This window comes from Providencia sp. PROV261, from assembly GCF_028477945.1.
GTDB lineage: Bacteria > Pseudomonadota > Gammaproteobacteria > Enterobacterales > Enterobacteriaceae > Providencia > Providencia stuartii.
Genome location: NZ_JAMPMC010000010.1, coordinates 39,106 through 62,143 on the forward strand (window position 1 = coordinate 39,106; position 23,038 = coordinate 62,143).

The window sequence follows — 23,038 nt, forward strand, 5'->3', positions numbered from 1 at the left end:
CACCTAGTTATTATTAGGTGCAGTTTTTCATTTTAAATCGAAACTAGAGCGTAACTTGTTCTTCCATCTCTTTTATCTGTTTTTGTTGCTTACTTTGGATCAAACGGATAGCAAAATAGATATCAGGTACGACTAACAGATCATCATCTGAGCGACTAATTTTATTTTTCTCTAGCCAACTGTTGATTGATGTTCTTCTCCCCGCGAGTACTAACGTCACTCCTTTTGCCTTTAATCCAGTCACGATATCGTTCAAGGCCGAAAAAACACTCACATCATTATGAGTGAAACTAACAGCAGCATCGACAATCACCCATGCAGGACGTTTAGGCTGGTTATCCAAATGCTTATTTAAACGCTCTTTAAAATAGTTAACGTTAAAATAGGTCAATGGAGAGTTAAACCGGTAGATAAGCACGTCTTCAACAGGTTGAACGCCATTATCTTTAGAAATCGAATGCAACATTCCTTGGTCATCGACCCCTAACAATTGGTCTGTTGGGCGAAAAATAACTCTGATAAATTGTAATAACCCCAGTAAAACTGCCAATCCCACGCCGTTAATCAACCCTGCCACCAGCACTGCACCTAACGTAAAAATGCTCAGTGTAAAGGCTTGCTTATTACGTTTACGCATCGATAAAATATTACGAAAACTAAGTAGTGACCATGTCGATACAACCAGTACCATTCCCAACGCTGGCATTGGGATGTACTCTAATAGATCAACCGAAAATAAAAGTACGATTAAAATAGCTAACGCCGCAACAATAGAGACGAGTTGGGTTTTACCCCCCATCATATCATTAACGGCAGTACGGCTGCTGGCGGCACTTACAGCAAATCCTTGTGACAACGCTGAGGCGAGATTTGCCATTCCCAATGCTCGTAACTCTTGATCGGCATCGACAGAATAGCCATTTTTACTTGCAAAACTTCTTGCCGTCATCATAAAACTAACAAAGCTAATAACGGCTAAGTTAAGTGACGGAGTGATCAGGTCACGCATTAAACCAGGATCAAACTGCGGCATTGGAATAAAAGGTAACCCCTCACCTAAATCCCCTACAATACTGATACCATATTTTTCAATATTAAATACATAACTGACCAAGGTTGCCAAAACCATTGCAATTAATAGTGATGGCCACAGATTACGTACTTTTTTGATCACAATGATAACCGCGAGCGTCGCAACTGACATCAGTAACGTAGGAATATGACTATCTAATAGTGCGGTAGGAAACGCCACCAAACGTTCAATAAAACCGCTCGGTAACTGAGTAATACCAAATACTTTCCCTATCTGGCTGACAATAATAGTTAATGCGACTCCATTTAATAACCCTTGCAAAATAGGTCGTGATAAAAAATCAGCAAAAGTCCCTAACCTAAATCGTGCGGCAATTAAACACCAAATCCCTGTCATCAAACTCATGACAATTATCAATTGCCATCGCGTCGCATCATCCCCCATAGCTAAAGGACTGACCGCCGCAGCGATTACCGCACAAGTCGCCGCATCGGGACCAATAATTAACTGTTTAGATGTGCCAAATAATGCGTAGATAATCATTGGAAAAACACAGGCATATAACCCTATAATCGCGTTTATTCCCATGAGTTCGGCGTACGCAATTGCAACAGGCAAAGCGACTGCAGCAACCGATAACCCCGCTTTTATATCAGGACCAAAATCAGCAAAACGATAATTAAATAACGTTTCTAAGCCGGGCATCCAGACAAACAGTCTCGCCTTTATCATTGTCGGAAAACTCTCTAAAAATTAATGAGTTAAATTATTATAAATACTATATATATCCGATATATTAAAGATTATCTATCACTTATCTCAAATAAAAGTAAAATAGTGCAAATATGATTGGTAACAAAGCATGTTTATTGGTAAAAAGAAGCAAATTTTTAACAATTAGCGCAAAAATCAGTTAAACTACCCCATTATTTTTTATGCAAGGCCTCGGTAACCACGGTTATGAAACAACTTATTGATTTTATCCCTCTGGTGATATTTTTTATTGTCTATAAAATTTATGGTATCTATTATGCCAGTGGTGCTCTATTAGTAGCGACGCCTCTTGCGTTACTCGCAACTTATTTAATTTATAAGCACGTCGAAAAAGTGGCCAAAATCACCTGTCTGATTGTGATGATTTTTGCTTCTCTCACTCTTATTTTCCACACGGATTCTTTTATAAAGTGGAAGGTGACCATTATCTATGCACTGTTTGCACTGGCATTATTGATTAGCCAATGGTTTACTGAAAAACCATTAATTCAACGTATGTTAGGCAATAATCAAGAAATTAGGCTGCCAGACAACATTTGGGTCAAGTTAAATAGTGCATGGGTGATTTTCTTTATTGCATGTGCTGCGCTGAATGTTTATATCGCATTTTGGTTGCCTTTAGATGTTTGGATGAATTTTAAGGTATTCGGTTTAACCGCTGGCACTCTGATTTTTACTGTGCTCAGTGTGATTTATATTTATAAAAATATGTCCAAAGAGCCTAGAGAGCAGCCAACAGAACAAACTAAAGAAGAAAAATAAACATATTCAATAAAAAAACCTGCAAGAGCAGGTTTTTTTGTCTTTAACGTCCTTTACCTAATGCTTGTTCGATTTTCTTATCTGTATTGTATTGCGATAATGCATACACTGACCAAATCGCTGCTGGAAGCCAACCGATTAAAGTAATTTGTAAGATCAGACAAATAATACCTGCAAATGGGCGACCAATAGTAAAAAATTGCAGCCACGGTAGCAAAATTGCCAATATTAATCTCATGTCACCTCTCCACTACAGACTTAAAAACCTAGGATATCGCCATTGTAGACAGTCAACTTTCAATATGAAATATAAAAAACACTTCTTGCAGTTTCTTTGCATTTTTTTAGTCTATTACATTGATTATGTTTATGGTTTACCCTGCATAATAAACAATTAAAGCTCCCCTTTGCTGTTTTTGGCAGCAATGAAGTCGTCGAAACATGATTCATCGTGACGAATACTCTGATTCTAGTTTATGATAAAAAACGAATTTGAATCGTTTTATATTTTGATAAAGAGTTTGATATGCAATTACCAAACGGGGAATTAGTTCTACGTACTTTAGCTATGCCTGCCGATACAAATGCAAATGGGGATATTTTTGGCGGCTGGCTAATGTCTCAAATGGATATAGGTGGCGCGATATTAGCCAAAGAGATCGCGCTGGGTCGTGTGGTTACTGTGGCGGTGAATGGTATTAAATTTCAAAAGCCCGTCGCCGTAGGTGATGTGGTATGTTGTTACGCTCGTTGCTTAAAAACGGGCAAAAGCTCCATTACCATTAATATCGAAGTATGGGTTAAAAAAGTGGCAACGGAGCCTGTAGGCCATCGTTATCGTGCAACCGATGCCGTTTTTACCTATGTTGCCGTTAATGATGATAATACACCTCGTGAACTGCCAAAAGAGAAACAGCATTTTCAGTTAGAAAGCACTGAATAGCGCCTGCATATCTATCGCCCTTAACGATAAAACCCCCACAACACTCTCTGTTATGGGGGTTTTATTTAGGGTCTATTTTGATTATTGCTTTAAACTTGGCTCACCGTACCATCAATTTTAAAGTAGATTTCTGTGACATAACCTTTTGCTGGAAGTTTTTCAAAAACCCAACGGTTCATCGCGCGTTTTACATCACGTTCAAATAAACCTTTAGGTGAAGATTCTACAAATTCAATATTCGTAACGCGGCCATCTTCAGTGATGTCATAACGTACTTTAACATAGCCATCTTTACCTAAGCGACGAGCGCGGTCTGGGTATGCAGGTGCCTGCTTGCGTAGCGCTTTAGGGCCACGACGCTCTGACGATTGAGCACTGTTCGTTGCCCCTTTGTTATTCGCCATGACGTTGGTATTCGATTTAGGTGCCCCTGCGTTAAGATTAGATAACGGTTTCAGATCATTTTTCGCTAACTGTTTCTCAACAGGTTTAACATCCTTTTTGATTTCACGCTTTTCTTCTTTCTTAGGTTTTGGTTTTTTCTTAACTTCAGGTTTCTTTTCTAGCGCGATCGCAGGTTTTACAACAGGCTCAGGCTCAACAATCGGCTCGGGTTCAGGTTCTGGCTCAGGTTCCGGTTCGGGTGCAGGTTGAGGTTCAGCGGCAGGCACCTCCGCTGGTTCATCTGATTCAAACGAGACCATGGCAACCGTTATTGGCTCCACCACAGGGGGCATTTTCGGTTGATTGAAAATCCATGCCATAGCAAGCCCTGCGTGAATAGACAATGAAATGATAATAATAAGAGGCCAACGGATCCAACGCATAAGAATTTTCTACCCTACGACTTTAAACCTTAAGAATATGACTGATAGTTTAAATGCAAATAGCAATCATATTCAATAAGGTTTGTCACTCAAAGCGAAAATTGTGAAACCGGACCTCAATCTTTTCACTCACTCCACTGGGTAAATAGCAAGGAGCGACGGCGTTTGTAGATATCAAATTTTCTTATCGCGTAAATAGTCATATTGCGCCTTGAGTGCCCTTCAAGCCAGCGACGACGGCGACGTAATGATTGTCTCAACATCCGCCAGCGACCAACTTCATGCCTACTACGTCTCATTTTTCTATCCTTTTATTACTGAGTTTAACTACGTATGAAATTGGCAAAATATTATAGACCTTTGGTCACGCTAGCCAAGAAATACCTGTCATTTGATAAAAAAACCGTTCGAATAACGATGTTCATGATGCTAAAGGGGAACTTATAAATAGAATTAATTGTTTTTTCACCATTAATCTATAAGATTTAGCAAAGCTTTTACGATGAATGTTTGCTAAATTCTATCAGTGTTAGCATCAATTTTTATTTTTTATCAAATCTGTTTCATTTTTTGACTATTTTTACACTCTCCAATTTGTGAGGCATGTAATCGATTATGGCAACTGTGTATACGCTATTGAGCTGGTTATTATTTTTCGTCTATTGGCTAGTCATTGCAGCAATTACCGTTCGAATCCTTGTTAAACGACGCCCTGTCACTTCAGCGATGACCTGGTTACTGATCATCTACATTCTGCCATTGGTCGGTATCATTGCTTATATTGCCTTCGGTGAGTTGCATTTAGGTAAACGGCGGGTTGATAAAGCGCAACAGATGTGGCCCTCTGTGGCAACTTGGCTCGAGAATTTACGTCACTCTAAACACATTTTTGCCACTGAAAATAGTCCTGTTGCCGAGCCACTGTTTCAATTGTGTGAGAAACGGCAAGGTATTGCTGGCGTTAAAGGCAATCGAATTCAATTGATGACCACTTGTGAAGAGTCATTAAAATCGATTGTCAATGATATCAATAATGCACAGCACTCAATCGAGATGGTATTTTATATCTGGCAACCCGGGGGATTGGTAGATGGTGTCACTGAAGCCCTACTCAATGCCGCTAAGCGAGGTGTCAAATGCCGTATTATGGTTGACTCGGCGGGTAGCTGGCATTTCTTCCGTAGCGATTACCCCGATAAAATGCGTGCGGCAGGTATTGAGTTTATCGAATCCTTAAAAGTCAATTTAATGCGTTTTTTCTTACGCCGCATGGACTTGCGTCAGCACCGCAAAATTATCGTGATTGATAATTATATTTCATATACTGGAAGTATGAATATGGTTGACCCTCGCTACTTTAAACAGGATGCAGGGGTCGGTGAATGGGTGGATATCCTTGTGCGCATGGAAGGCCCTGTCAGCACGACATTAGGTATTGTCTACGCCTTTGACTGGGAAATGGAAACGGGGCAACGTATTTTGCCACCCCCCCCAGACACGAATATTATGCCATTTGAGCAAGCTAACGGTCACACCACTCAAATGATTGCATCTGGGCCAGGGTTCCCTGATGAGTTGATCCAACAATCACTGATGACGGCTATTTTCTCTGCCCGCAAACAGCTTATCATGACGACCCCTTATTTCGTGCCGAGTGATGATCTATTGCACGCGATTTGTACTGCCGCCATGCGCGGAGTTGATGTGAGTATTGTTATGCCAAGGCAAAATGATTCATTTCTCGTGCGCTGGGCAAGCCGTTCGTTTTATACTGAACTACTTGAAGCTGGCGTGAAAATTTATCAATTTGAAGATGGCCTGCTACACACTAAGAGCGTTCTGGTCGATAGTGAACTAAGCCTCGTTGGTTCAGTTAACTTAGATATGCGAAGCTTATGGCTGAATTTTGAAATAACTGTTGTGATTGATGATAAAAACTTTGGTAGTGACCTTACTCTTGTTCAATATGATTATATCGCACGTTCCACACGCCTTGAGATAGAAGAGTGGGAGCAACGGCCTTTCTGGAACCGAGTTGTTGAACGTTTATGCTATTTCTTTAGCCCGTTATTGTAATTTTTTATTTTAGGAACTGTCATGACTAAGCCACAATCCATTAAACTTATTGATGAAGATGAAATCATTGAGATAGCCTATGACCTGTTCCTTGAGCAAGCAATGGATAATTTAGAGCCAGCCGATCAAGTTATTTTTGCATTGCAATTTGAAGAGTGTGGCGCGGCTGAAATTGTTCCTCTCAGCCAACATTGGCGGGATGTTATTCAGCCTGATTTTGATTTAGATACATTGAGTGAAGTGATTATTGGGTTGGCGCAATCCGATGACGATGAAATTGCTGACATTTTTGCCCGCATTTTAATTAGCCGCCATCCAGCCCAACCTTTTCACCATATTTTATGGAAGCGCTAGTTTCGTTAAACATGCCGCAATGAGGATATAGCAACCTGCTATTAAAAGTAATCGTGAATTTAAATTCGCTAAACGCGCCCTAGCTTTTAAGTTAGGGCGCGATTTTTATGGTCAATATCAATAAATGATCCCAAGAAAAATGCCAGTTAGCATCACTAACTGGCATTCTAACTAGGCATACAAATCCGTTATAGTGGATCGACTTTTAAACAAGATACCGCATGTTTAAAGCTCCCTTCTAATAAAGGTTTTGTTTTAGCGCAGCCTTCATCAGCAAGTGGACAGCGAGTTCTAAATACACAACCTGAAGGCGGATTAATGGGTGACGGCAGTTCCCCTTCAAGTAATTCAATGGTTTTATTTTTTTCCTTGTCAGGATCAGGAACGGGTACCGCAGACATTAGTGCTTTGGTATAAGGATGAAGTGGATTGTTATACACTTCATCATAGGTGCCTAATTCAACGGCATTTCCCAAATACATCACTAATACACGGTCAGAGATATGTTTGACGACCGCGAGGTCATGGGCAATAAATATTAAGGATAGGCCCATTTCCCTTTGAAGCTCTTGTAATAAGTTAACGACTTGCGCTTGAATAGAGACATCAAGTGCAGAGACAGGCTCATCACAAATGACCAGTTTAGGCTCAAGGATCAATGCCCTTGCTATCCCAATACGCTGGCATTGCCCCCCTGAAAATTCATGGGGATAACGGTTAATCAGATTAGGTAATAACCCTACCCGCATCATCATTTTTCTGACCTTTTCGATCACTTCAGATTGCGGCATTTTTGGATTATACGTTTTCAGTGGCTCGGCAATAATGTCGCCTATCGTCATGCGAGGGTTCAGCGATGCCAAAGGATCTTGGAAAATCATTTGAATATCGCTACGTATATCCCGCCACTGTTTTTCATTTAATCCTAATAAATTATTCCCCAGCCAGCTCACAGAGCCGCCTGTCGATTTTACTAAGCCAATAATGGCACGTGCGAAAGTTGATTTCCCGCACCCTGACTCCCCAACAACACCTAATGTTTCGCCTTCATACAGACGTAACGTCACGCCATCAACAGCTTTTAAGCTTTTATCAGGCTGCCAGAACCACTGTTTTTTATCTCGAATAGAGAAATGCACTTTTAAATCATTGACCTCGAGCAAAACTGGCCTATTTTCATGTTGTGTCATACCAGCTCCTCCACCGGCTTAAAGCAAGCTCTTAATCGACCCGCTGAAAATGCATTCAGCTCAGGCTCTTGTTCAATACATTGTGCATTCGCATATTGGCAACGTGGCGAGAATGGGCAGCCTTTTGGTAAGCGCAATAAGTTAGGTGGGTTACCCGCTATGGTCGCTAGGCTTTCATCATCGCCATCCAAACGCGGCACTGCGGCAAGTAGCCCTAATGAATAAGGATGAGAGGGTTGATAGAAAATATCTCGGGCTGAGCCATACTCCATAGTGCGCCCCGCATACATCACTAACACTTTGTCACACACGCCAGCGACGACCCCTAAGTCATGGGTGATCAAGATAATAGCGGTATCAAACTCTTTTTTCAGTTCATTTAACAGAGTCATGATTTGTGCTTGAACCGTGACATCTAACGCGGTTGTTGGCTCATCGGCAATCAATAACTTAGGCTGACACAATAACGCCATCGCAATCATAACCCGTTGACGCATCCCCCCAGAAAACTCATGGGGATACATATTCATTCGTTTACGTGCTTCTGGCATTTTAACGGCATCCAACATGCGAACAGACTCCTCAAATGCCTCTTGCTTACTCATCCCTTTATGTAGCATTAACACTTCAGATAATTGTGTGCCAATCTTTAAATATGGATTGAGAGAAGTCATCGGGTCTTGGAAGATGATAGAGATTTCTTCCGCACGCATCTTATTTAACGCTTTTTCTTTTAAATTTAAAATTTCACGTCCGTTAAATATCGCTGAGCCACCTATTTTGCCGTTACGCGCTAACAGCCCCATTAATGCAAATGCTGTTTGTGATTTTCCTGAGCCTGACTCACCGACAATACCCAGTGTTTCGCCAGCACGTAGTTCAAAATTCAACTTGTTGACTGCGGTGACATCACCATCAGGAGTTGAAAAGGTCACATTGAGATCTTTTACACTCAAGAGAGGGTTAGATGATTGAATATTAGACATAATAGCTCCCTCTAACGGTCTTTCGGGTCGAGGGCATCACGTAAACCATCGCCGATAAAGTTAAAACAAAACAGAGTTACTACTAGAAAACCCGCGGGGATCAGTAATAGCCATGGCGTCACTTCCATTGAGTTTGCCCCATCACTCAATAACGCTCCCCAGCTACTAAGCGGCTCTTGTGTCCCTAACCCTAGAAAGCTTAAAAATGATTCAAATAGGATCATACTTGGCACCAGTAATGACGCATACACCACAACCACACCTAATACATTAGGAACGATATGGCGCAAAATAATATGACGCGTACTCACCCCACAAACTAAAGCAGCCTCAATAAACTCTTTGCGTTTCAGTCCTAAAGTTTGCCCACGAACGATACGCGCCATATCCAGCCAAGAAACCATCCCTATCGCAACAAATATCAATAAGATATTTGTACCGAAGAGTGTTACCAACAAGATCACAAAAAACATAAATGGAAATGAGTTTAAGATCTCCAACAAACGCATCATGATGGAGTCCACTTTCCCGCCAACATAACCTGCAATAGAGCCATATAAGGTACCAACAACCACAGCAACCAATGCAGCAGCCACCCCTACCATCAGAGAAATTCGTCCACCAATCGCTACCCTCACCAAAAGATCACGGCCAGAGGCGTCGGTGCCAAAATAGTGACCACTTGCCAAATCAGGAGGCATCGACATCATTTCCCAATCAGTATCATCATATAAAAAGGGAGATAACATGGGTGCAAAGATGACAAATAAGGTGATCAAAAATAGGATAAAGAGGCTAAAAATTGCCGCTCGGTTATGCATAAACCGACGTCGTGCATCCTGCCATAAACTGCGCCCTTCAATATCTAATTGCTCAGAAAGCTTTTCCAGAGCTTCACTATTTTTTTGATTTAATAACATAGCGTTCTCTCCGGACTAATAGCGAATTTTCGGGTCGATAACGGCATACAGCACATCGACAATAGCGTTAAAGGTAATCGTTAATACGCCAACTAAGATTGTTAGGCTAAGCACCAAAGAGTAATCACGGTTTAACGCGCCATTAACAAACAATTGCCCTATACCTGGTAAACCAAAGATAGTTTCAATAACCATCGAACCCGTAATAATCCCCACAAAAGCAGGCCCCATATAAGAAAGCACAGGGAGTAATGCTGGTTTTAAGGCATGTCGTAAAATGATCGTACGCAGTGGTAAGCCTTTTGCGCGTGCTGTACGAATAAAGTTGGAGTGCATGATTTCAATCATGGAGCCACGCGTAATACGCGAAATACTTGCAATATAAGCTAGTGATAATGCCACCATCGGCAAAATCATATGTTTGAGGTTACCACCATCCCAGCCACCACCGGGGAGCCATTTCAAATGAATGGCGAATATCAGCACCAATAACGGTGCCACAACAAAGCTTGGGATGACAACCCCCGTCATGGCGAACCCCATGACTGTAAAATCCCATTTGCTATTTTGATTCAATGCGGCAATAACCCCCGCTGTCACACCAAAGAAGACGGCGACGATAAAAGCAGTTGCACCTAATTTCGCAGACACTGGGAAGGCTTTTGCCACTAAGTCGTTAACGCTGTAGTCTTTATATTTAAATGATGGACCAAAGTCACCTTTAGATAATTGAACTAAATAGCTGAAATACTGTTTATACATAGGGTCATTCAGATGGTATTTCGCTTCAATATTTGCCATAACTTCAGGTGGTAATTTACGTTCCCCCGTAAAAGGGCTGCCTGGTGCTAAACGCATCATAAAAAATGAAATTGTAATAAGAATAAAAAGTGTCGGGATCGCTTCAAGTAAACGCCGTAAAATAAATTTTAACATTGCCCTTTCCTACTTCCGTTGCTTAGTCGGACCAATAATCATATTGTTATCCGGCTCCGAAGAGCCGGATTATTATTGTTAGTGCTTGATAATATAAAGGTCTTTTGTATGCAGGTTGTCTAGCGGGTCTTTTCCTGTATACCCACCTACATACGGCTTAACTAAACGAGTATTAACATAGTAATAAAGAGGCACAACAGCGGAGTCTTTATCTAGGATTTTTTCTGCTTTATTGTACAAATCAGAACGTTCTTCATCTGTTTTTACTTGCAAAGTCTGCTTCATCACCGCATCAAATTCTTTGTTCTTATAGTGAACCGTATTATTACTACTATTAGACAGTAACATATTGAGGAAGGAAGACGGTTCATTATAGTCAGCACACCATCCTGCACGTGCGACATCATAAGCACCTTGGTGTCGGCTATCTAAGAAGGTTTTCCACTCTTGGTTTTCCAATTTCACTTCTGCGCCGATATTTTTCTTCCACATTGATGATGCAGCAATGGCAATACGTTTATGTAAATCGGAGGTGTTATACAGCAGGTTAAATTTCAACGGATTTGATTTATTATAACCAGCCTCTTCAAGTAGCTGTTTCGCTTTTTCATTGCGTTGCTCTTGCGTCATGTTGGTATACCAATCCGGTTTTTCAGTTTTCATGCCACTGGTAAATGGCGGTGTGAAACCATATGCCGGAATATCCCCTTGAGCCTTCACTTTATAGGTGATCACATCCCTATCCATTGATAGCTTCAATGCCTCTCTGACTCGAGGGTCATTAAATGGCGGTTTTTCGTTATTAATTTCGTAGTAATAAATGCACAGATATGGGTTCACGCGTAACTCATTAGGCATGCTTTTTTGTAGGCTCTTAAATTGCTCAATTGGTAAATTGCTATAGGTCATATCAATTTCACCGCTGCGGTAGCGGTTAACGTCAGTCACCTCTGAAGAAATCGGCAGGTAGGTCACTTGATCGATAATGGTATTAGCGTTATCCCAATATGTTGGACTACGCTCAAGAACGATACGTTCGTTAACGGTCCAATCTTTTAGTTTATAAGCACCATTGCCTACAAAGTTTTGTGGTTGCGTCCATTTAGCGCCATATTTCTCAACCACTTTTTTATTAACCGGTGACATTGATGAGTGGATCATCAATTTGGGGATATAAGGAACCGCCTCACTTAACTCCAGCACAAGAGTATGATCATCTAATGCTTTAACACCCAGCTCTTCGGGTTTTTTCTTTCCGGTAATAATATCATCGACATTCTTAATGTGTGCATATTGTAGATAGCTCGCATAAGGAGAAGCGGTATCAGGGTCAACGATACGTTGGAAACTATAAACGAAGTCTTGTGCTGTTACAGGGTCACCGTTTGACCATTTAGCCCCTTCACGAATTTTAAACGTCCACTCTTTAAAATCTTTATTTTCCCAACTTACAGCTGAGCCAGGTAAGATTTCACCATTAGGACCTACGACCGTTAAACCTTCAAAGAGATCACGCGCTAAAGCCGATTCAGGAACACCTTCAATTTTATGTGGATCTAGGGATTGAGGTTCAGAGCCATTATTACGGACTAACGTTTGTTTTTCTGCAAGTTCAACACCAGCAGGCACTGTAGCGGCAAAGCTGCTCGCTATCCCCCCTGTCATCAATCCAGCGGCAACACCTAAAGCAATCATGGTTTTATGAATGTGTTTACTCATTTTATCCGTTACTCCCATACCATATATTATGGTGACATTGTGGATTAATATGTTTACCCATTCGGTAAACTGTTTTTTTAATTATTTAATTACTATTTATTATCTTGATTTATATATAACCGTTTAATATCCATATTATCAAGAGGGTCTTTTCCTTTGAATCCACCAACCGAAGGTTTAATTAAACGCACACTGACCCGATAATAGACGGGAATAATCGCTGAATCTTGATCGAGTAGTGCTTCCGCCTGCTGATAGATTTGTTTACGACTGGCGTCATCTGGCGCGCTCAATGCCTTTTCTAACAAAGCATCGAATTTTGAGTTTTTATAAAATGCGGTGTTATTACTGCTATCTGACGACATAATATTTAAAAATGCCGATGGTTCATTATAATCAGCGCACCAAGTCGCACGCACAACATCATAGTTACCATCATGGCGACTCTGTAACGACGTCTTCCATTCTTGATTTTGTAAACTTACCTCGGCCCCAATATTTTTTTTCCACATTGAAGCTGCGACGATAGCCTGCTGTTTATTTTGATCGGATGTGTTATACAGAAGTGAGAATTTCAGTGGATTTTGCGCATTGTAACCCGCTTCTTCCAAAAGAGCCTTTGCACGCTGGTAGCGTTTTTCATTACTCCAATTTGCCCACTCTGGTGGGGAAAAATCGCCATTATTAATGAAAGTAGGTGTAAAACCATAAGCAACAATTTGCCCTTGTGCCATTATTTTATTCGTAATGGTTTCCCTATCTAACCCGAGCTTTATCGCCTCTCGCACTCTCGGATCGGTAAATGGTGGTTTGCTATTATTAATCTCGTAGTAGAACGTACATAGGTAAGGACGAATATATAATTCGTTCGGTCGTTCTATTTGCATTTTTTTATAAAGAACAGGCGGAATTGCTGAATTACTGATATCAATTTCACCGCTACGATAACGGTTTACATCACTCACTTCTGAAGAAATAGCTAAAAATGTCGCTTCATCAATTTTACTGTTTTGATTATTCCAATACTGTGGATTACGCTTCAAAACAATCCGTTCATTGACAACCCATTTATCTAATACATAGGCTCCATTGCCGATAAAATTTTTGGGCTGAGTCCATTTATCGCCATATTTTTCAATCGCCTTTCTGTTTACGGGCTTCATCGCCGTGTGATTAAGCATATCGATAAAATAAGGTACTGGATGGGTCAACGTGACTTGCAAATGTTTCTCATCCAACGCTTTCACACCAAGAGACTCAATTGGCTTTTTACCTTTTAAAATTTCAGAAGCATTCTCAATATAGGCATTTTGCAAGTAACTTGAGTAAGGAGAGCCTGTTTTAGGGTCGGCTAACCGCTGCCAGCTATACACAAAGTCTTGTGCAGTCACTGGTGTACCATCGCTCCACTTGGCATTATCTCTGAGAGTAAACACCCATGTAGTATAATTATCATTAGTCCAACTTTCGGCAACACCGGGTGTCACCTTACCATCCACATCCGTATAAACGAGCCCTTCAAGAAGATTAAGAATAATATTGCTCTCAGGGATCCCTTCGACTTTATGGGGGTCTAATGACGAAACCTCTGTGCCGTTATTAATGGTAATCGCTTGCTTAATCGACGCAGACACTGGATCTGCATTAGTGTGTAATGCAACTAAAAATATAGGTAGTGAATACAAACTCTTGGTAAAAAAATTCATTATCACCCTCAACGGTTATTTGGTTGCTACAACAAACTTCAGCATCCTATCTGGTTATTTTGTTTCGCGTCATACCCTGAAACTTAGAGTATTTCCCTTTGGATTAGTTTTAATAATCCACTTTTGGCCTCTCACATTTTTGTTGCAAAATGTTAAAATTGTGTAATCACCCGCAAACTAGACAAGCCTGTGTTAAACTAAAAGCGTTATGATTTTATTGTATAAATAGATGATTATTCTGTTATTCATCTATTCGCGCAATTGAGACTTGTTTAAACATATCATTAACATTGAATAAATTAAATAGCGCAAAAATTTACTTGGCTCACATTTCCTTACTTTTTATGCCTTATTTAGCAAAAAATGCGACATATTATTATAAGAAAAGGGAATTGAAATCAGCACAAAATAACAGCAGATTAGCAGGCAAAAGATAATCTATTTATGACTATCATTTAATAGAATAACACCATCATTTTTTATTAGTGATACCTATAAGGTAAAAAACGATAATGGTGTTTATTTGTTTGGCGTTTTTTTAATCGGAATATTATTACTAATGTAATAGACACTTATAGATCACCATATAATAGTGATCTATGAGCAAGAGAATTAGTATGTCAAAAAATGATTATAGAAGACCGGGAAATATTGCTTTAACCCCCGTAACAATAAACTCTATCCCCAGAGACATCAGAAGCAGTCCCATAATTCGCGTCACCACGTTAATCCCTGTTTGCCCTAAGTAGCGAACAAGCAATGATGCCGAGCGGAACAGTAACCAACAGCAAAATGCAAACACAATACTTGTCAGCGCCAGACCGATAAAGTTTTGCCAACCATGCCACCGAGATGACCAAACGATACAAGAGCTAATTGCCCCCGGTCCTGCCATTAGCGGTAATGCAAGTGGTACTACCCCGATACTATCTCGCACTGCTGTTTCTGTTTTCTCTTGTTTATTTTGTTTGTCTTCACCGATTTTCCCACTGATCATCGACATTGCAATCGTTACAATTAATATTCCACCCGCAATGCGGAATGAATCGATAGAAATACCAAATACTTGCAGAATTGAATCGCCGATTAATAATGATGTACATAAAATGATAGCGACAGAAGTATTCGCTATCGTATTTGTTTTGTTACGCCCAGCGCTACTTTGATAATTAGTCATGCTAATAAACACAGGCAGAATTCCCACTGGGTTTACTAACGCGAAAAGACCAATAAAAAATTTTATATAGCCTGATAAATCAAGTAATCCTGCACTCACGCATCAGCACCTTTAAATAATCAGATTTAAGAAAATCACAGATAGTTAAAGTTTATCACTAAATAAATAAAATAGATTCTGCTAAGTTTTATTTTAGCGGTTACTGTTAGTTATTCGCTTAAACTTCATGCAAATAATATGATTTTTTAGCTCTTTTTATTCGTTATCAAAAAATATTGTGTCTAATTTCAACAAAAAACATGCATTCCCTCAAAATAGGCTTGCTGAAAGGAGTCAGCTTTGAATTTTTGTGATCTGGATCACATCAATAAACACAAATAATGCTAATCTATTCTTAACTGATAGAGGGAGTTAATTTAAGAAAAGTACGCTTTTCACCTTGTACTAAAAGCTTTTTAAGCCAATAAGCGGATAAATAAAATATGTTAATAAATATAAACTATAATTTATCTACTCAGTTTTTAGCGTTTTAATGTTTCAAGAAGCACTGCTCATTGGCTTAAAAAGTTTAACATTTATCAGGAGTAATCTCTATGTCAGTAACTAATGTTACCGAACTCAATGACCTCGTTGCTCGTGTCAAAAAAGCTCAGCGTGAATTCGCTAACTTCTCTCAAGAGCAAGTTGACCGCATTTTCCGCGCAGCAGCGCTTGCAGCAGCAGACGCACGGATCCCACTCGCTAAACTTGCTGTAGAAGAATCAGGTATGGGTATTGTTGAAGATAAGGTGATCAAAAATCACTTTGCCTCTGAATATATTTATAATGCCTATAAAGACGAAAAAACCTGTGGTGTGCTTTCTGAAGACCCAACTTTTGGAACAATTACTATCGCTGAACCTATCGGTATTATCTGTGGTATCGTTCCAACCACTAACCCAACCTCAACCGCCATTTTTAAATCTTTAATTAGTTTAAAAACGCGTAATGCAATTATTTTTTCTCCGCACCCTCGCGCTAAAAATGCAACCAATAAAGCGGCAGAAATTGTTCTTAAAGCAGCTATCGAAGCTGGTGCACCAAAAGATATTATCGGTTGGATCGATGCACCATCGGTCGAATTATCTAATGCATTGATGCATCACGAGGATATCAACCTGATTTTAGCAACAGGTGGTCCTGGTATGGTGAAAGCGGCATACAGCTCCGGTAAACCTGCTATTGGTGTAGGCGCAGGTAATACACCGGTTGTTATCGATGAAACGGCCGATATCAAACGTGCTGTGGCGTCTATCTTGATGTCAAAAACCTTCGATAATGGCGTCATCTGTGCATCCGAGCAATCCGTTGTTGTCGTCGATGAAATTTATAATCAGGTTCGTGAACGCTTCGCGACCCACGGTGGCTATATACTGCAAGGTAAAGAGCTTAAAGCCGTTCAAGATGTTATTTTGAAAAATGGTAGTCTGAACGCAGCAATTGTTGGTCAAACTGCATATAAAATCGCTGAAATGGCCGGTGTTACTGTACCTGTAACCACGAAAATACTTATTGGCGAAGTCAAGGTGATTGCAGATTCAGAGCCATTTGCCCACGAAAAATTATCGCCACTCCTCGCCATGTATCGCGCTAAAAACTTTGAAGAGGCTGTAGACAAAGCCGAGCAATTAGTCGAAATGGGGGGTATCGGTCACACCTCTTGTCTATATACAGACCAAGATAACCAAGCTGAACGTGTTAATTACTTCGGCGTCAAAATGAAAACCGCGCGTATCCTCATTAATACGCCCGCTTCACAAGGGGGTATCGGTGACCTCTATAACTTTAAATTAGCGCCTTCTCTCACACTTGGTTGCGGTTCATGGGGTGGTAACTCAATCTCTGAAAACGTTGGACCAAAACATTTGATCAATACTAAAACCGTGGCGAAAAGAGCTGAAAATATGTTGTGGCATAAACTTCCTAACTCAATCTATTTCCGTCGCGGTTGTCTCCCTATTGCACTTGAAGAGATCGCAACGGATGGCGCAAAACGTGCATTTATCGTCACTGATGGCTATTTATTTAACAATGGCTATGTTGAAGAAGTGGTAAATGTACTGAAAAAACATCATATTGAAACCGACGTTTTCTTTGAGGTTGAAGCTGATCCTACATTAACGGTCGTCCGTAAAGGTGCCGCTCAAATGAACGCCTTTAAACCTGATGTCATTATTGCATTAGGTGGTGGCTCCCCAATGGACGCGGCCAAAATTATGTGGGTTATGTACGAACATCCAGAAACGCATTTTGAAGAATTAGCACTACGCTTTATGGATATCCGTAAACGTATTCACCGTTTCCCTAAAATGGGAGTGAAAGCAAAATTAGTTGCGATTACAACGACCTCAGGAACAGGCTCTGAAGTTACCCCATTTGCAGTGGTAACGGATGATAAAACAGGTCAAAAATACCCATTAGCGGACTATGCACTGACTCCAAATATGGCTATCGTCGATGCAAACCTTGTGATGAATATGCCGAAATCACTGACCGCATTTGGTGGTCTGGATGCTGTGACTCATGCGATGGAAGCCTATGTTTCTGTATTAGCGAATGAATACTCTGATGGTCAAGCATTACAAGCGCTTAGCTTATTAAAAGAGTACCTACCGACGAGTTATCATGAAGGGGCAACCAATCCTGTTGCAAGAGAGCGTGTCCATAACGCTGCAACCATCGCTGGGATTGCATTTGCAAACGCATTCTTAGGGGTTTGTCACTCAATGGCCCATAAATTAGGCTCTGAGTTCCACATACCACATGGATTAGCGAATGCCTTATTAATTAGTAACGTCGTTCGTTATAATGCTAACGATAACCCAACTAAACAAACGGCATTTAGCCAATATGACCGTCCACAAGCACGACGCCGTTATGCTGAAATAGCCGATCATTTAGGTTTAACAAAATCTAGCGACCGTACCGATGCTAAAATTGAAAAACTATTAGCATGGCTTGAGGAAATCAAAGCAGATTTAGGTATCCCTAAATCCATACGTGAAGCGGGTGTGCCTGAAGCAGACTTCTTAGCACGCGTTGATAAGCTCTCTGAGGATGCATTTGACGACCAATGTACCGGTGCAAACCCTCGCTATCCATTAATTTCTGAATTGAAACAGCTATTACTGGATTCCTATTATGGACGCGAATTCACTGAACAAACATCCACAGCAACAGCAGCAAAAGTGGAAAAGAAAAGTTCAAAAAAATAGTTAGGTAGCTAATTAATAAGAGAGGCACTGATTTAAAACTCAGTGCCTCTCTTTTTTAATAAGGATAATAAATGATTATTATCCTTATAATTTTTATGGGAAAGTGACTTTCCCTATTACACGATTAACTTAAATCTACTTTTAATTGTTATACGCAATTAATTAAAGTGAATCGTTTTTTTGGGAATAATGCCTTGGTTCATTAACTTAGCCTGTTCGATGGCTTCTGTATAATGCTTACGGCAGACAGAAATATACTTCTCATTACCGCCTATATCGACCTGTGCCCCTTCATAAAGAGGAATACCATCACTCCCTATCCTTAATACTTTATTGGCCTTACGGCCGCAATAACACACGGTTTTTAATTCAACTAATTTATCAGCCCAAGCTAATAAATATTGGCTTCCAACAAATAGTTCACCTGAAAAATCAGTTCTCAGCCCATAGCATAAAACAGGTATATCACTGTTATCGACAATATAGCATAACTCTTCAACTTGCTGTTTTGTTAAAAATTGACACTCATCAATTAAGACACAATGTACCTTTTTTGTGCTATTTTCATTTTTAATGACTTCCGCCATATTTGTGGTTGGCGTAAATAAAAGTGCATCTGCAGACAACCCAATACGCGATGAAACTTTACCCTGCGCAAAGCGATTATCGATTTCTGCCGTGAAAATCAGCGTACGCATCCCCCGCTCATTATAGTTATAAGAAGATTGCAACAAGGATGTCGATTTCCCTGCATTCATCGCAGAATAGTAAAAATATAGCTGAGCCATCAGCCTAGTTCCTCTAAATTAATAAACAAGATAATTTTACCATAAAACATGTCATTAGATTAACAGTCATCATCTGGAAGCACTTAAAAATACAGGCATCAAATAGAGATATCGCCATTGATTTTGCTAAAGCTTACCAATAGTAATCACTCTTTTCCCTCTTAAAACAGGTAAAATATCGAACTATCATTGGTAAAAATATAGCGTGCTCCCTAAAACATAGTACTAATTTACTGTATCAAAAAAAGAAAATTTACGTTTAGTCTCTCTTATTTGCTTCATTATCATGCCACTAATAACCTGACGTATTCTCGATGCGCCCTTCAAATTATAATCAAAAAAATTTCCAGCTAATTGAATCCGTTTTTCATTAGTTTGGATATTGATAATAGTGGTATATATATATCAGTGAAAAGTTAATATTTCTTTTGTAAAAAAATTGCTTTTACTAAAGATAACTTTTAAACTAATAGTGCAAATTAGCTATTGCAGAAAATAAAATAGCATTCTATTATTAGTGTACACAGGCCAACAATTAAATTTGAGACCAGGAAAATGAGCGAATCTTTAAAAGCATTAAATAACATCCGTACTCTTCGTGCTCAAGCAAGAGAAATTGCTTTAGAATCACTGGAAGAAATGCTGGAAAAATTAACTGTCGTTGTTGAAGAACGTCGTGAAGAAGAAAATCAAGTTCGTGCAGAGCAAGAAGAAAAGAACCGTAAGCTAGAAAACTTCCGTCAAATGGCAGAAGAGCAAGGTATTGATCTGAACGAACTGGTTCAAATTTTAGATACAGGTAAAGGCTCAAGCACTCGTGCTAAACGTGCTGCTCGCCCAGCTAAATATAAATACGTTGATGAAAATGGCGAAACTAAAACTTGGACTGGCCAGGGTCGTACCCCAGCAGTTATCAAAACCGCCATTGAAGAACAAGGTAAATCTTTAGACGATTTCCTAATCTAAGATCCATAACCTTATTCCCCAAAAACACCCTTATATAAGGGTGTTTTTTTTATCCTACGTTTAAGTTTTATTATCACTTATGCCGCTATTAGCCATTAAATTGTTAATCCCCTCCTGCTCCAAGGATAAGCAATCCTCTTTCGCTCGTTTTAGTCATCCTTTTATCTGCTAGTCATTTATTAATATTATTTAAATTTAAGCCATCGCTAAAAGTAAAGTTATGTAATCCTACTCAAACTTTTTAAGCATACGATTGAATAATAAAACTTATACGATACAAAAAAAATTGATGTATTTTTCTTCTAAATACGTAAATTAAATTAAGCAATAATTTACATTAATTGATACTTAACTATTGAAAAGCTACAAGGCGCACAAACAAAAAAAGCTAACATCTAGAGTTAGCTTTTATAAATCATCATAAGAAGAAACTGTTTATTTTTCTGCTTTAGAACTGTTCAATTTATTCGATATGGTTTGGATCCACTCAGAAAAATCTTCCCCTAATGAATCATGTTGCATACCATATTCTACGAATGCCTTCATATAACCTAGCTTATTACCACAGTCATGACTTTTACCACATAGATGGTACGCCTCTACAGGAGACTTATTTTCCATCATAATCGCAATAGCATCGGTTAATTGAATTTCATCCCCTGCCCCTGGTGCTGTTTTTGCTAGTGCATCCCAAATTTTTTCCGATAATACATAGCGGCCAACAATCGACAGATTTGATGGTGCTTCTTCTTTCTTCGGTTTTTCTACCATGCGGCTAATCGGTTTGCTTTCACCAGGAAGCAACGTTGCACCATTACAATCTACAATCCCATAATTAGAAACTTCATCTTCAGGAACAGGCTCAACCAAAATTTGGCTTGCTCCCGTTTCTTCAAAATGGGCCAGCATTTCGCTCAAATTAAACTTGGTTAAATCGGTGCTATAACGATCTAAAATAACATCGGGCAGAATAACCGCAAAAGGCTCATTACCCACAAGAGGCTTAGCACATAAAATCGCATGACCTAGGCCTTTAGCAATACCTTGACGCGTTTGCATGATAGTTACGTGACTTGGGCAGATAGATTGCACTTCATCGAGTAATTGACGCTTAACACGAGCTTCTAAAATTGCCTCAAGCTCGAAACTCGTATCGAAGTGGTTTTCAATCGAGTTTTTTGATGAATGAGTCACTAAAACAATTTCATTAATACCAGCAGCGATACACTCATTAACAACATACTGAATTAAAGGTTTATCAACGAGTGGTAACATCTCTTTGGGAATTGCTTTAGTCGCGGGTAACATACGAGTGCCAAGACCTGCGACAGGGATTACTGCCTTGCGTACCTTTCTATTTGTCATTTTAGTCATAACTCCAGAATTCTCCTAAGCACCCAAACTCTTTATATAATCAACGGTAATAAAGGTGCGTTTTTAGTGCGAGGCAGTATAACAGGAATAATTTTTGGATAAATAGTACAAAGCCCTAATTAGAGCCAATATGACACTTACTGGAGTAAATTTAAACAAAACTTAAGATTCAGGATTAAACATTAATTTAATATTTTGGTGGTTATTCCAAATTCGACATTGCCAAAATGTCCCTCGTACATCGAGATGATTGGAGGGTTGATGTTTTAAAGTTCCCAATGGAACACTCCTAGATAAGCTATATTGAGCATTCTCTGTTGCAACTTCCGCTTCTAACCCTCCACTAGCCAGAATAATCGCTTTATTACGCGTATTGAAGTACCCCAGTAATATCGGAAATTGCCCACTAAACCCGGAATCCTCTAATAAATAATTTATTTGATTAATAATTTTATCGATATTAGGTAGTTTTTTATCTGGAAAACTTACCGCATTTTTTAATAAATCGTTAAATACAACACGGATCAAGAACGCTGCCATAATTCCCTCCTGTGGAGAGCGTTCTATATCAAGGCAATAAAAACCAATTTGAGTATCTGATATTGGTGCGAGATCAAGAAGTAGCCCAAACCGGTTAATTTCATTTAATTGACGGTAATTAACGCGATAGCCATTAATCACTTGATTTATAGGTGGCTGCAATTGCTTTAACACTGGCGTGATATCTTGGTTATCATAGTTTATCAGTGTGGGTTGTAACCTATTAACAACTTGATCGTTGTATTGCTCAGGATACAGGTTACTCTGAATAGTAACTTTCAACTCCTCTAAATTTTTTATTGGTTTCAATAAAGCATCTTTTGCACCTAACCGTAGCATACGGTCAAGCTGCGTGAAATCTGTTGTTGCAGAGATGACAATAACAGGGATGTGAATATTTCGTGTGACTAACTCTGCCATAAAATCTTCACCACTCATGACAGGCATATTCAAGTCACACAAAATCACATCAGGGTTAAGGTTTTCTTCGGTGAGACGTATTAATGCACTCTGACCATTATCCGCGACAAAGACTTGCATCCCCTGAGCATGTAAGTACCCTTCTAACATTGAACGAAAAACTTTTTCATCTTCAACGATGAGTATCTTTTTATTTTTCATATTTAACCTACTTCTAGCTTTCATCGGTTATTTACTACCAATACTATTATTCATATGACAAAATCATTGTACTGTCATTTTTAAAGTATAGT

At 39.5% G+C, this 23,038-nt stretch carries 20 protein-coding genes; 6 read left to right on the top strand and 14 right to left on the bottom strand.

Features of this window, described 5'->3' with window-relative positions:
- Window positions 1–43 precede the first annotated feature (43 nt).
- Window positions 44–1,765, bottom strand: coding sequence for a SulP family inorganic anion transporter (locus PR675_RS06070; RefSeq protein WP_040133199.1), 1,722 nt, complete (start codon window positions 1,763–1,765; stop codon window positions 44–46).
- Window positions 1,766–1,993: 228 nt separating this feature from the next.
- Here PR675_RS06070 and PR675_RS06075 point away from each other — a divergent pair, with 228 nt between their 5' ends.
- The gene (locus PR675_RS06075; RefSeq protein ID WP_060561050.1) at window positions 1,994–2,569 is read left to right on the top strand and encodes a septation protein A; all 576 of its coding nucleotides are present in this window, start codon (window positions 1,994–1,996) and stop codon (window positions 2,567–2,569) included.
- 43 nt (window positions 2,570–2,612) lie between these two features.
- On the opposite strand, the gene PR675_RS06080 is transcribed toward PR675_RS06075, so the two are convergent.
- The gene (locus PR675_RS06080) at window positions 2,613–2,807 is read right to left on the bottom strand and encodes a YqaE/Pmp3 family membrane protein (protein ID WP_004920230.1); all 195 of its coding nucleotides are present in this window, start codon (window positions 2,805–2,807) and stop codon (window positions 2,613–2,615) included.
- Window positions 2,808–3,095: 288 nt separating this feature from the next.
- Here PR675_RS06080 and yciA point away from each other — a divergent pair, with 288 nt between their 5' ends.
- The gene (yciA, locus tag PR675_RS06085; protein ID WP_004920237.1) at window positions 3,096–3,512 is read left to right on the top strand and encodes an acyl-CoA thioester hydrolase YciA; all 417 of its coding nucleotides are present in this window, start codon (window positions 3,096–3,098) and stop codon (window positions 3,510–3,512) included.
- A gap of 89 nt (window positions 3,513–3,601) precedes the next feature.
- On the opposite strand, the gene PR675_RS06090 is transcribed toward yciA, so the two are convergent.
- Complete coding sequence (locus PR675_RS06090; RefSeq protein ID WP_004920238.1) at window positions 3,602–4,339, bottom strand: TonB family protein; 738 nt, start codon at window positions 4,337–4,339, stop codon at window positions 3,602–3,604.
- 125 nt (window positions 4,340–4,464) lie between these two features.
- Window positions 4,465–4,638: a YciY family protein gene (locus PR675_RS06095; protein WP_004920240.1), complete on the bottom strand. Its 174-nt coding sequence runs from the start codon at window positions 4,636–4,638 to the stop codon at window positions 4,465–4,467.
- A 316-nt stretch (window positions 4,639–4,954) separates the two neighbouring features.
- On the opposite strand from PR675_RS06095, the gene cls reads away from it, so the two are divergent.
- On the top strand, window positions 4,955–6,415 hold the full coding sequence (cls, locus tag PR675_RS06100; protein ID WP_060561051.1) for a cardiolipin synthase: 1,461 nt from the start codon (window positions 4,955–4,957) through the stop codon (window positions 6,413–6,415).
- A gap of 21 nt (window positions 6,416–6,436) precedes the next feature.
- Window positions 6,437–6,769, top strand: coding sequence for an HI1450 family dsDNA-mimic protein (locus tag PR675_RS06105; RefSeq protein ID WP_040133201.1), 333 nt, complete (start codon window positions 6,437–6,439; stop codon window positions 6,767–6,769).
- A gap of 188 nt (window positions 6,770–6,957) precedes the next feature.
- On the opposite strand, the gene oppF is transcribed toward PR675_RS06105, so the two are convergent.
- The 7 genes from oppF to PR675_RS06140 all read right to left on the bottom strand — a co-directional run bounded on the left by oppF (window position 6,958) and on the right by PR675_RS06140 (window position 15,502).
- Window positions 6,958–7,959 (bottom strand): murein tripeptide/oligopeptide ABC transporter ATP binding protein OppF, encoded by a 1,002-nt coding sequence (gene oppF / locus PR675_RS06110; RefSeq protein ID WP_004920250.1) that lies wholly within the window; start codon window positions 7,957–7,959, stop codon window positions 6,958–6,960.
- The gene (locus tag PR675_RS06115) at window positions 7,956–8,945 is read right to left on the bottom strand and encodes an ABC transporter ATP-binding protein (protein WP_004920252.1); all 990 of its coding nucleotides are present in this window, start codon (window positions 8,943–8,945) and stop codon (window positions 7,956–7,958) included. Before PR675_RS06115 ends, oppF begins: the two co-directional genes overlap by 4 nt.
- Window positions 8,946–8,956: 11 nt before the next feature.
- Entirely contained in the window at window positions 8,957–9,865 is a 909-nt protein-coding gene (oppC, locus tag PR675_RS06120; RefSeq protein ID WP_014656062.1) for an oligopeptide ABC transporter permease OppC, read from the bottom strand.
- Between the two features lie 15 nt (window positions 9,866–9,880).
- Window positions 9,881–10,801, bottom strand: coding sequence for an oligopeptide ABC transporter permease OppB (oppB, locus tag PR675_RS06125; protein ID WP_004920256.1), 921 nt, complete (start codon window positions 10,799–10,801; stop codon window positions 9,881–9,883).
- 78 nt (window positions 10,802–10,879) lie between these two features.
- Window positions 10,880–12,520, bottom strand: coding sequence for an oligopeptide ABC transporter substrate-binding protein OppA (oppA, locus tag PR675_RS06130; RefSeq protein WP_014656063.1), 1,641 nt, complete (start codon window positions 12,518–12,520; stop codon window positions 10,880–10,882).
- 92 nt (window positions 12,521–12,612) lie between these two features.
- Entirely contained in the window at window positions 12,613–14,226 is a 1,614-nt protein-coding gene (locus PR675_RS06135; RefSeq protein WP_036940383.1) for an ABC transporter substrate-binding protein, read from the bottom strand.
- Window positions 14,227–14,857: 631 nt separating this feature from the next.
- On the bottom strand, window positions 14,858–15,502 hold the full coding sequence (locus PR675_RS06140) for a YchE family NAAT transporter (protein WP_014656065.1): 645 nt from the start codon (window positions 15,500–15,502) through the stop codon (window positions 14,858–14,860).
- A 494-nt stretch (window positions 15,503–15,996) separates the two neighbouring features.
- On the opposite strand from PR675_RS06140, the gene adhE reads away from it, so the two are divergent.
- Window positions 15,997–18,657: a bifunctional acetaldehyde-CoA/alcohol dehydrogenase gene (gene adhE, locus PR675_RS06145; RefSeq protein WP_004920270.1), complete on the top strand. Its 2,661-nt coding sequence runs from the start codon at window positions 15,997–15,999 to the stop codon at window positions 18,655–18,657.
- Between the two features lie 158 nt (window positions 18,658–18,815).
- On the opposite strand, the gene PR675_RS06150 is transcribed toward adhE, so the two are convergent.
- The gene (locus PR675_RS06150) at window positions 18,816–19,445 is read right to left on the bottom strand and encodes a thymidine kinase (protein WP_060561052.1); all 630 of its coding nucleotides are present in this window, start codon (window positions 19,443–19,445) and stop codon (window positions 18,816–18,818) included.
- Window positions 19,446–20,000: 555 nt separating this feature from the next.
- On the opposite strand from PR675_RS06150, the gene PR675_RS06155 reads away from it, so the two are divergent.
- Window positions 20,001–20,411 carry an H-NS family histone-like protein gene (locus PR675_RS06155; RefSeq protein WP_004920278.1) on the top strand — a complete coding sequence of 137 codons (411 nt, stop codon included), beginning with the start codon at window positions 20,001–20,003 and terminating at the stop codon, window positions 20,409–20,411.
- A gap of 435 nt (window positions 20,412–20,846) precedes the next feature.
- Here PR675_RS06155 and galU read toward each other — a convergent pair whose 3' ends face one another.
- Together galU and rssB are read right to left on the bottom strand one after the other, a co-directional pair.
- Window positions 20,847–21,776 carry a UTP--glucose-1-phosphate uridylyltransferase GalU gene (galU, locus tag PR675_RS06160; protein WP_169342231.1) on the bottom strand — a complete coding sequence of 310 codons (930 nt, stop codon included), beginning with the start codon at window positions 21,774–21,776 and terminating at the stop codon, window positions 20,847–20,849.
- Between the two features lie 171 nt (window positions 21,777–21,947).
- Window positions 21,948–22,946 carry a two-component system response regulator RssB gene (rssB, locus tag PR675_RS06165; RefSeq protein ID WP_014656067.1) on the bottom strand — a complete coding sequence of 333 codons (999 nt, stop codon included), beginning with the start codon at window positions 22,944–22,946 and terminating at the stop codon, window positions 21,948–21,950.
- Between the last annotated feature and the right edge of the window lie 92 nt (window positions 22,947–23,038).

What these genes read in the sequence shown, in the direction of transcription:
- PR675_RS06095 (WP_004920240.1), bottom strand. Translation starts at nt 4,638, where the DNA reads ATGAGACGTAGTAGGCATGAAGTTGGTCGCTGGCGGATGTTGAGACAA.
- rssB (WP_014656067.1), bottom strand. Translation starts at nt 22,946, where the DNA reads ATGAAAAATAAAAAGATACTCATCGTTGAAGATGAAAAAGTTTTTCGT.
- PR675_RS06090 (WP_004920238.1), bottom strand. Translation starts at nt 4,339, where the DNA reads ATGCGTTGGATCCGTTGGCCTCTTATTATTATCATTTCATTGTCTATT.
- oppB (WP_004920256.1), bottom strand. Translation starts at nt 10,801, where the DNA reads ATGTTAAAATTTATTTTACGGCGTTTACTTGAAGCGATCCCGACACTT.
- PR675_RS06070 (WP_040133199.1), bottom strand. Translation starts at nt 1,765, where the DNA reads ATGATAAAGGCGAGACTGTTTGTCTGGATGCCCGGCTTAGAAACGTTA.
- PR675_RS06150 (WP_060561052.1), bottom strand. Translation starts at nt 19,445, where the DNA reads ATGGCTCAGCTATATTTTTACTATTCTGCGATGAATGCAGGGAAATCG.
- yciA (WP_004920237.1), top strand. Translation starts at nt 3,096, where the DNA reads ATGCAATTACCAAACGGGGAATTAGTTCTACGTACTTTAGCTATGCCT.
- PR675_RS06105 (WP_040133201.1), top strand. Translation starts at nt 6,437, where the DNA reads ATGACTAAGCCACAATCCATTAAACTTATTGATGAAGATGAAATCATT.
- galU (WP_169342231.1), bottom strand. Translation starts at nt 21,776, where the DNA reads ATGACAAATAGAAAGGTACGCAAGGCAGTAATCCCTGTCGCAGGTCTT.
- adhE (WP_004920270.1), top strand. Translation starts at nt 15,997, where the DNA reads ATGTCAGTAACTAATGTTACCGAACTCAATGACCTCGTTGCTCGTGTC.
- oppC (WP_014656062.1), bottom strand. Translation starts at nt 9,865, where the DNA reads ATGTTATTAAATCAAAAAAATAGTGAAGCTCTGGAAAAGCTTTCTGAG.
- cls (WP_060561051.1), top strand. Translation starts at nt 4,955, where the DNA reads ATGGCAACTGTGTATACGCTATTGAGCTGGTTATTATTTTTCGTCTAT.
- PR675_RS06075 (WP_060561050.1), top strand. Translation starts at nt 1,994, where the DNA reads ATGAAACAACTTATTGATTTTATCCCTCTGGTGATATTTTTTATTGTC.
- PR675_RS06155 (WP_004920278.1), top strand. Translation starts at nt 20,001, where the DNA reads ATGAGCGAATCTTTAAAAGCATTAAATAACATCCGTACTCTTCGTGCT.
- PR675_RS06115 (WP_004920252.1), bottom strand. Translation starts at nt 8,945, where the DNA reads ATGTCTAATATTCAATCATCTAACCCTCTCTTGAGTGTAAAAGATCTC.
- PR675_RS06080 (WP_004920230.1), bottom strand. Translation starts at nt 2,807, where the DNA reads ATGAGATTAATATTGGCAATTTTGCTACCGTGGCTGCAATTTTTTACT.
- PR675_RS06135 (WP_036940383.1), bottom strand. Translation starts at nt 14,226, where the DNA reads ATGAATTTTTTTACCAAGAGTTTGTATTCACTACCTATATTTTTAGTT.
- oppF (WP_004920250.1), bottom strand. Translation starts at nt 7,959, where the DNA reads ATGACACAACATGAAAATAGGCCAGTTTTGCTCGAGGTCAATGATTTA.
- oppA (WP_014656063.1), bottom strand. Translation starts at nt 12,520, where the DNA reads ATGAGTAAACACATTCATAAAACCATGATTGCTTTAGGTGTTGCCGCT.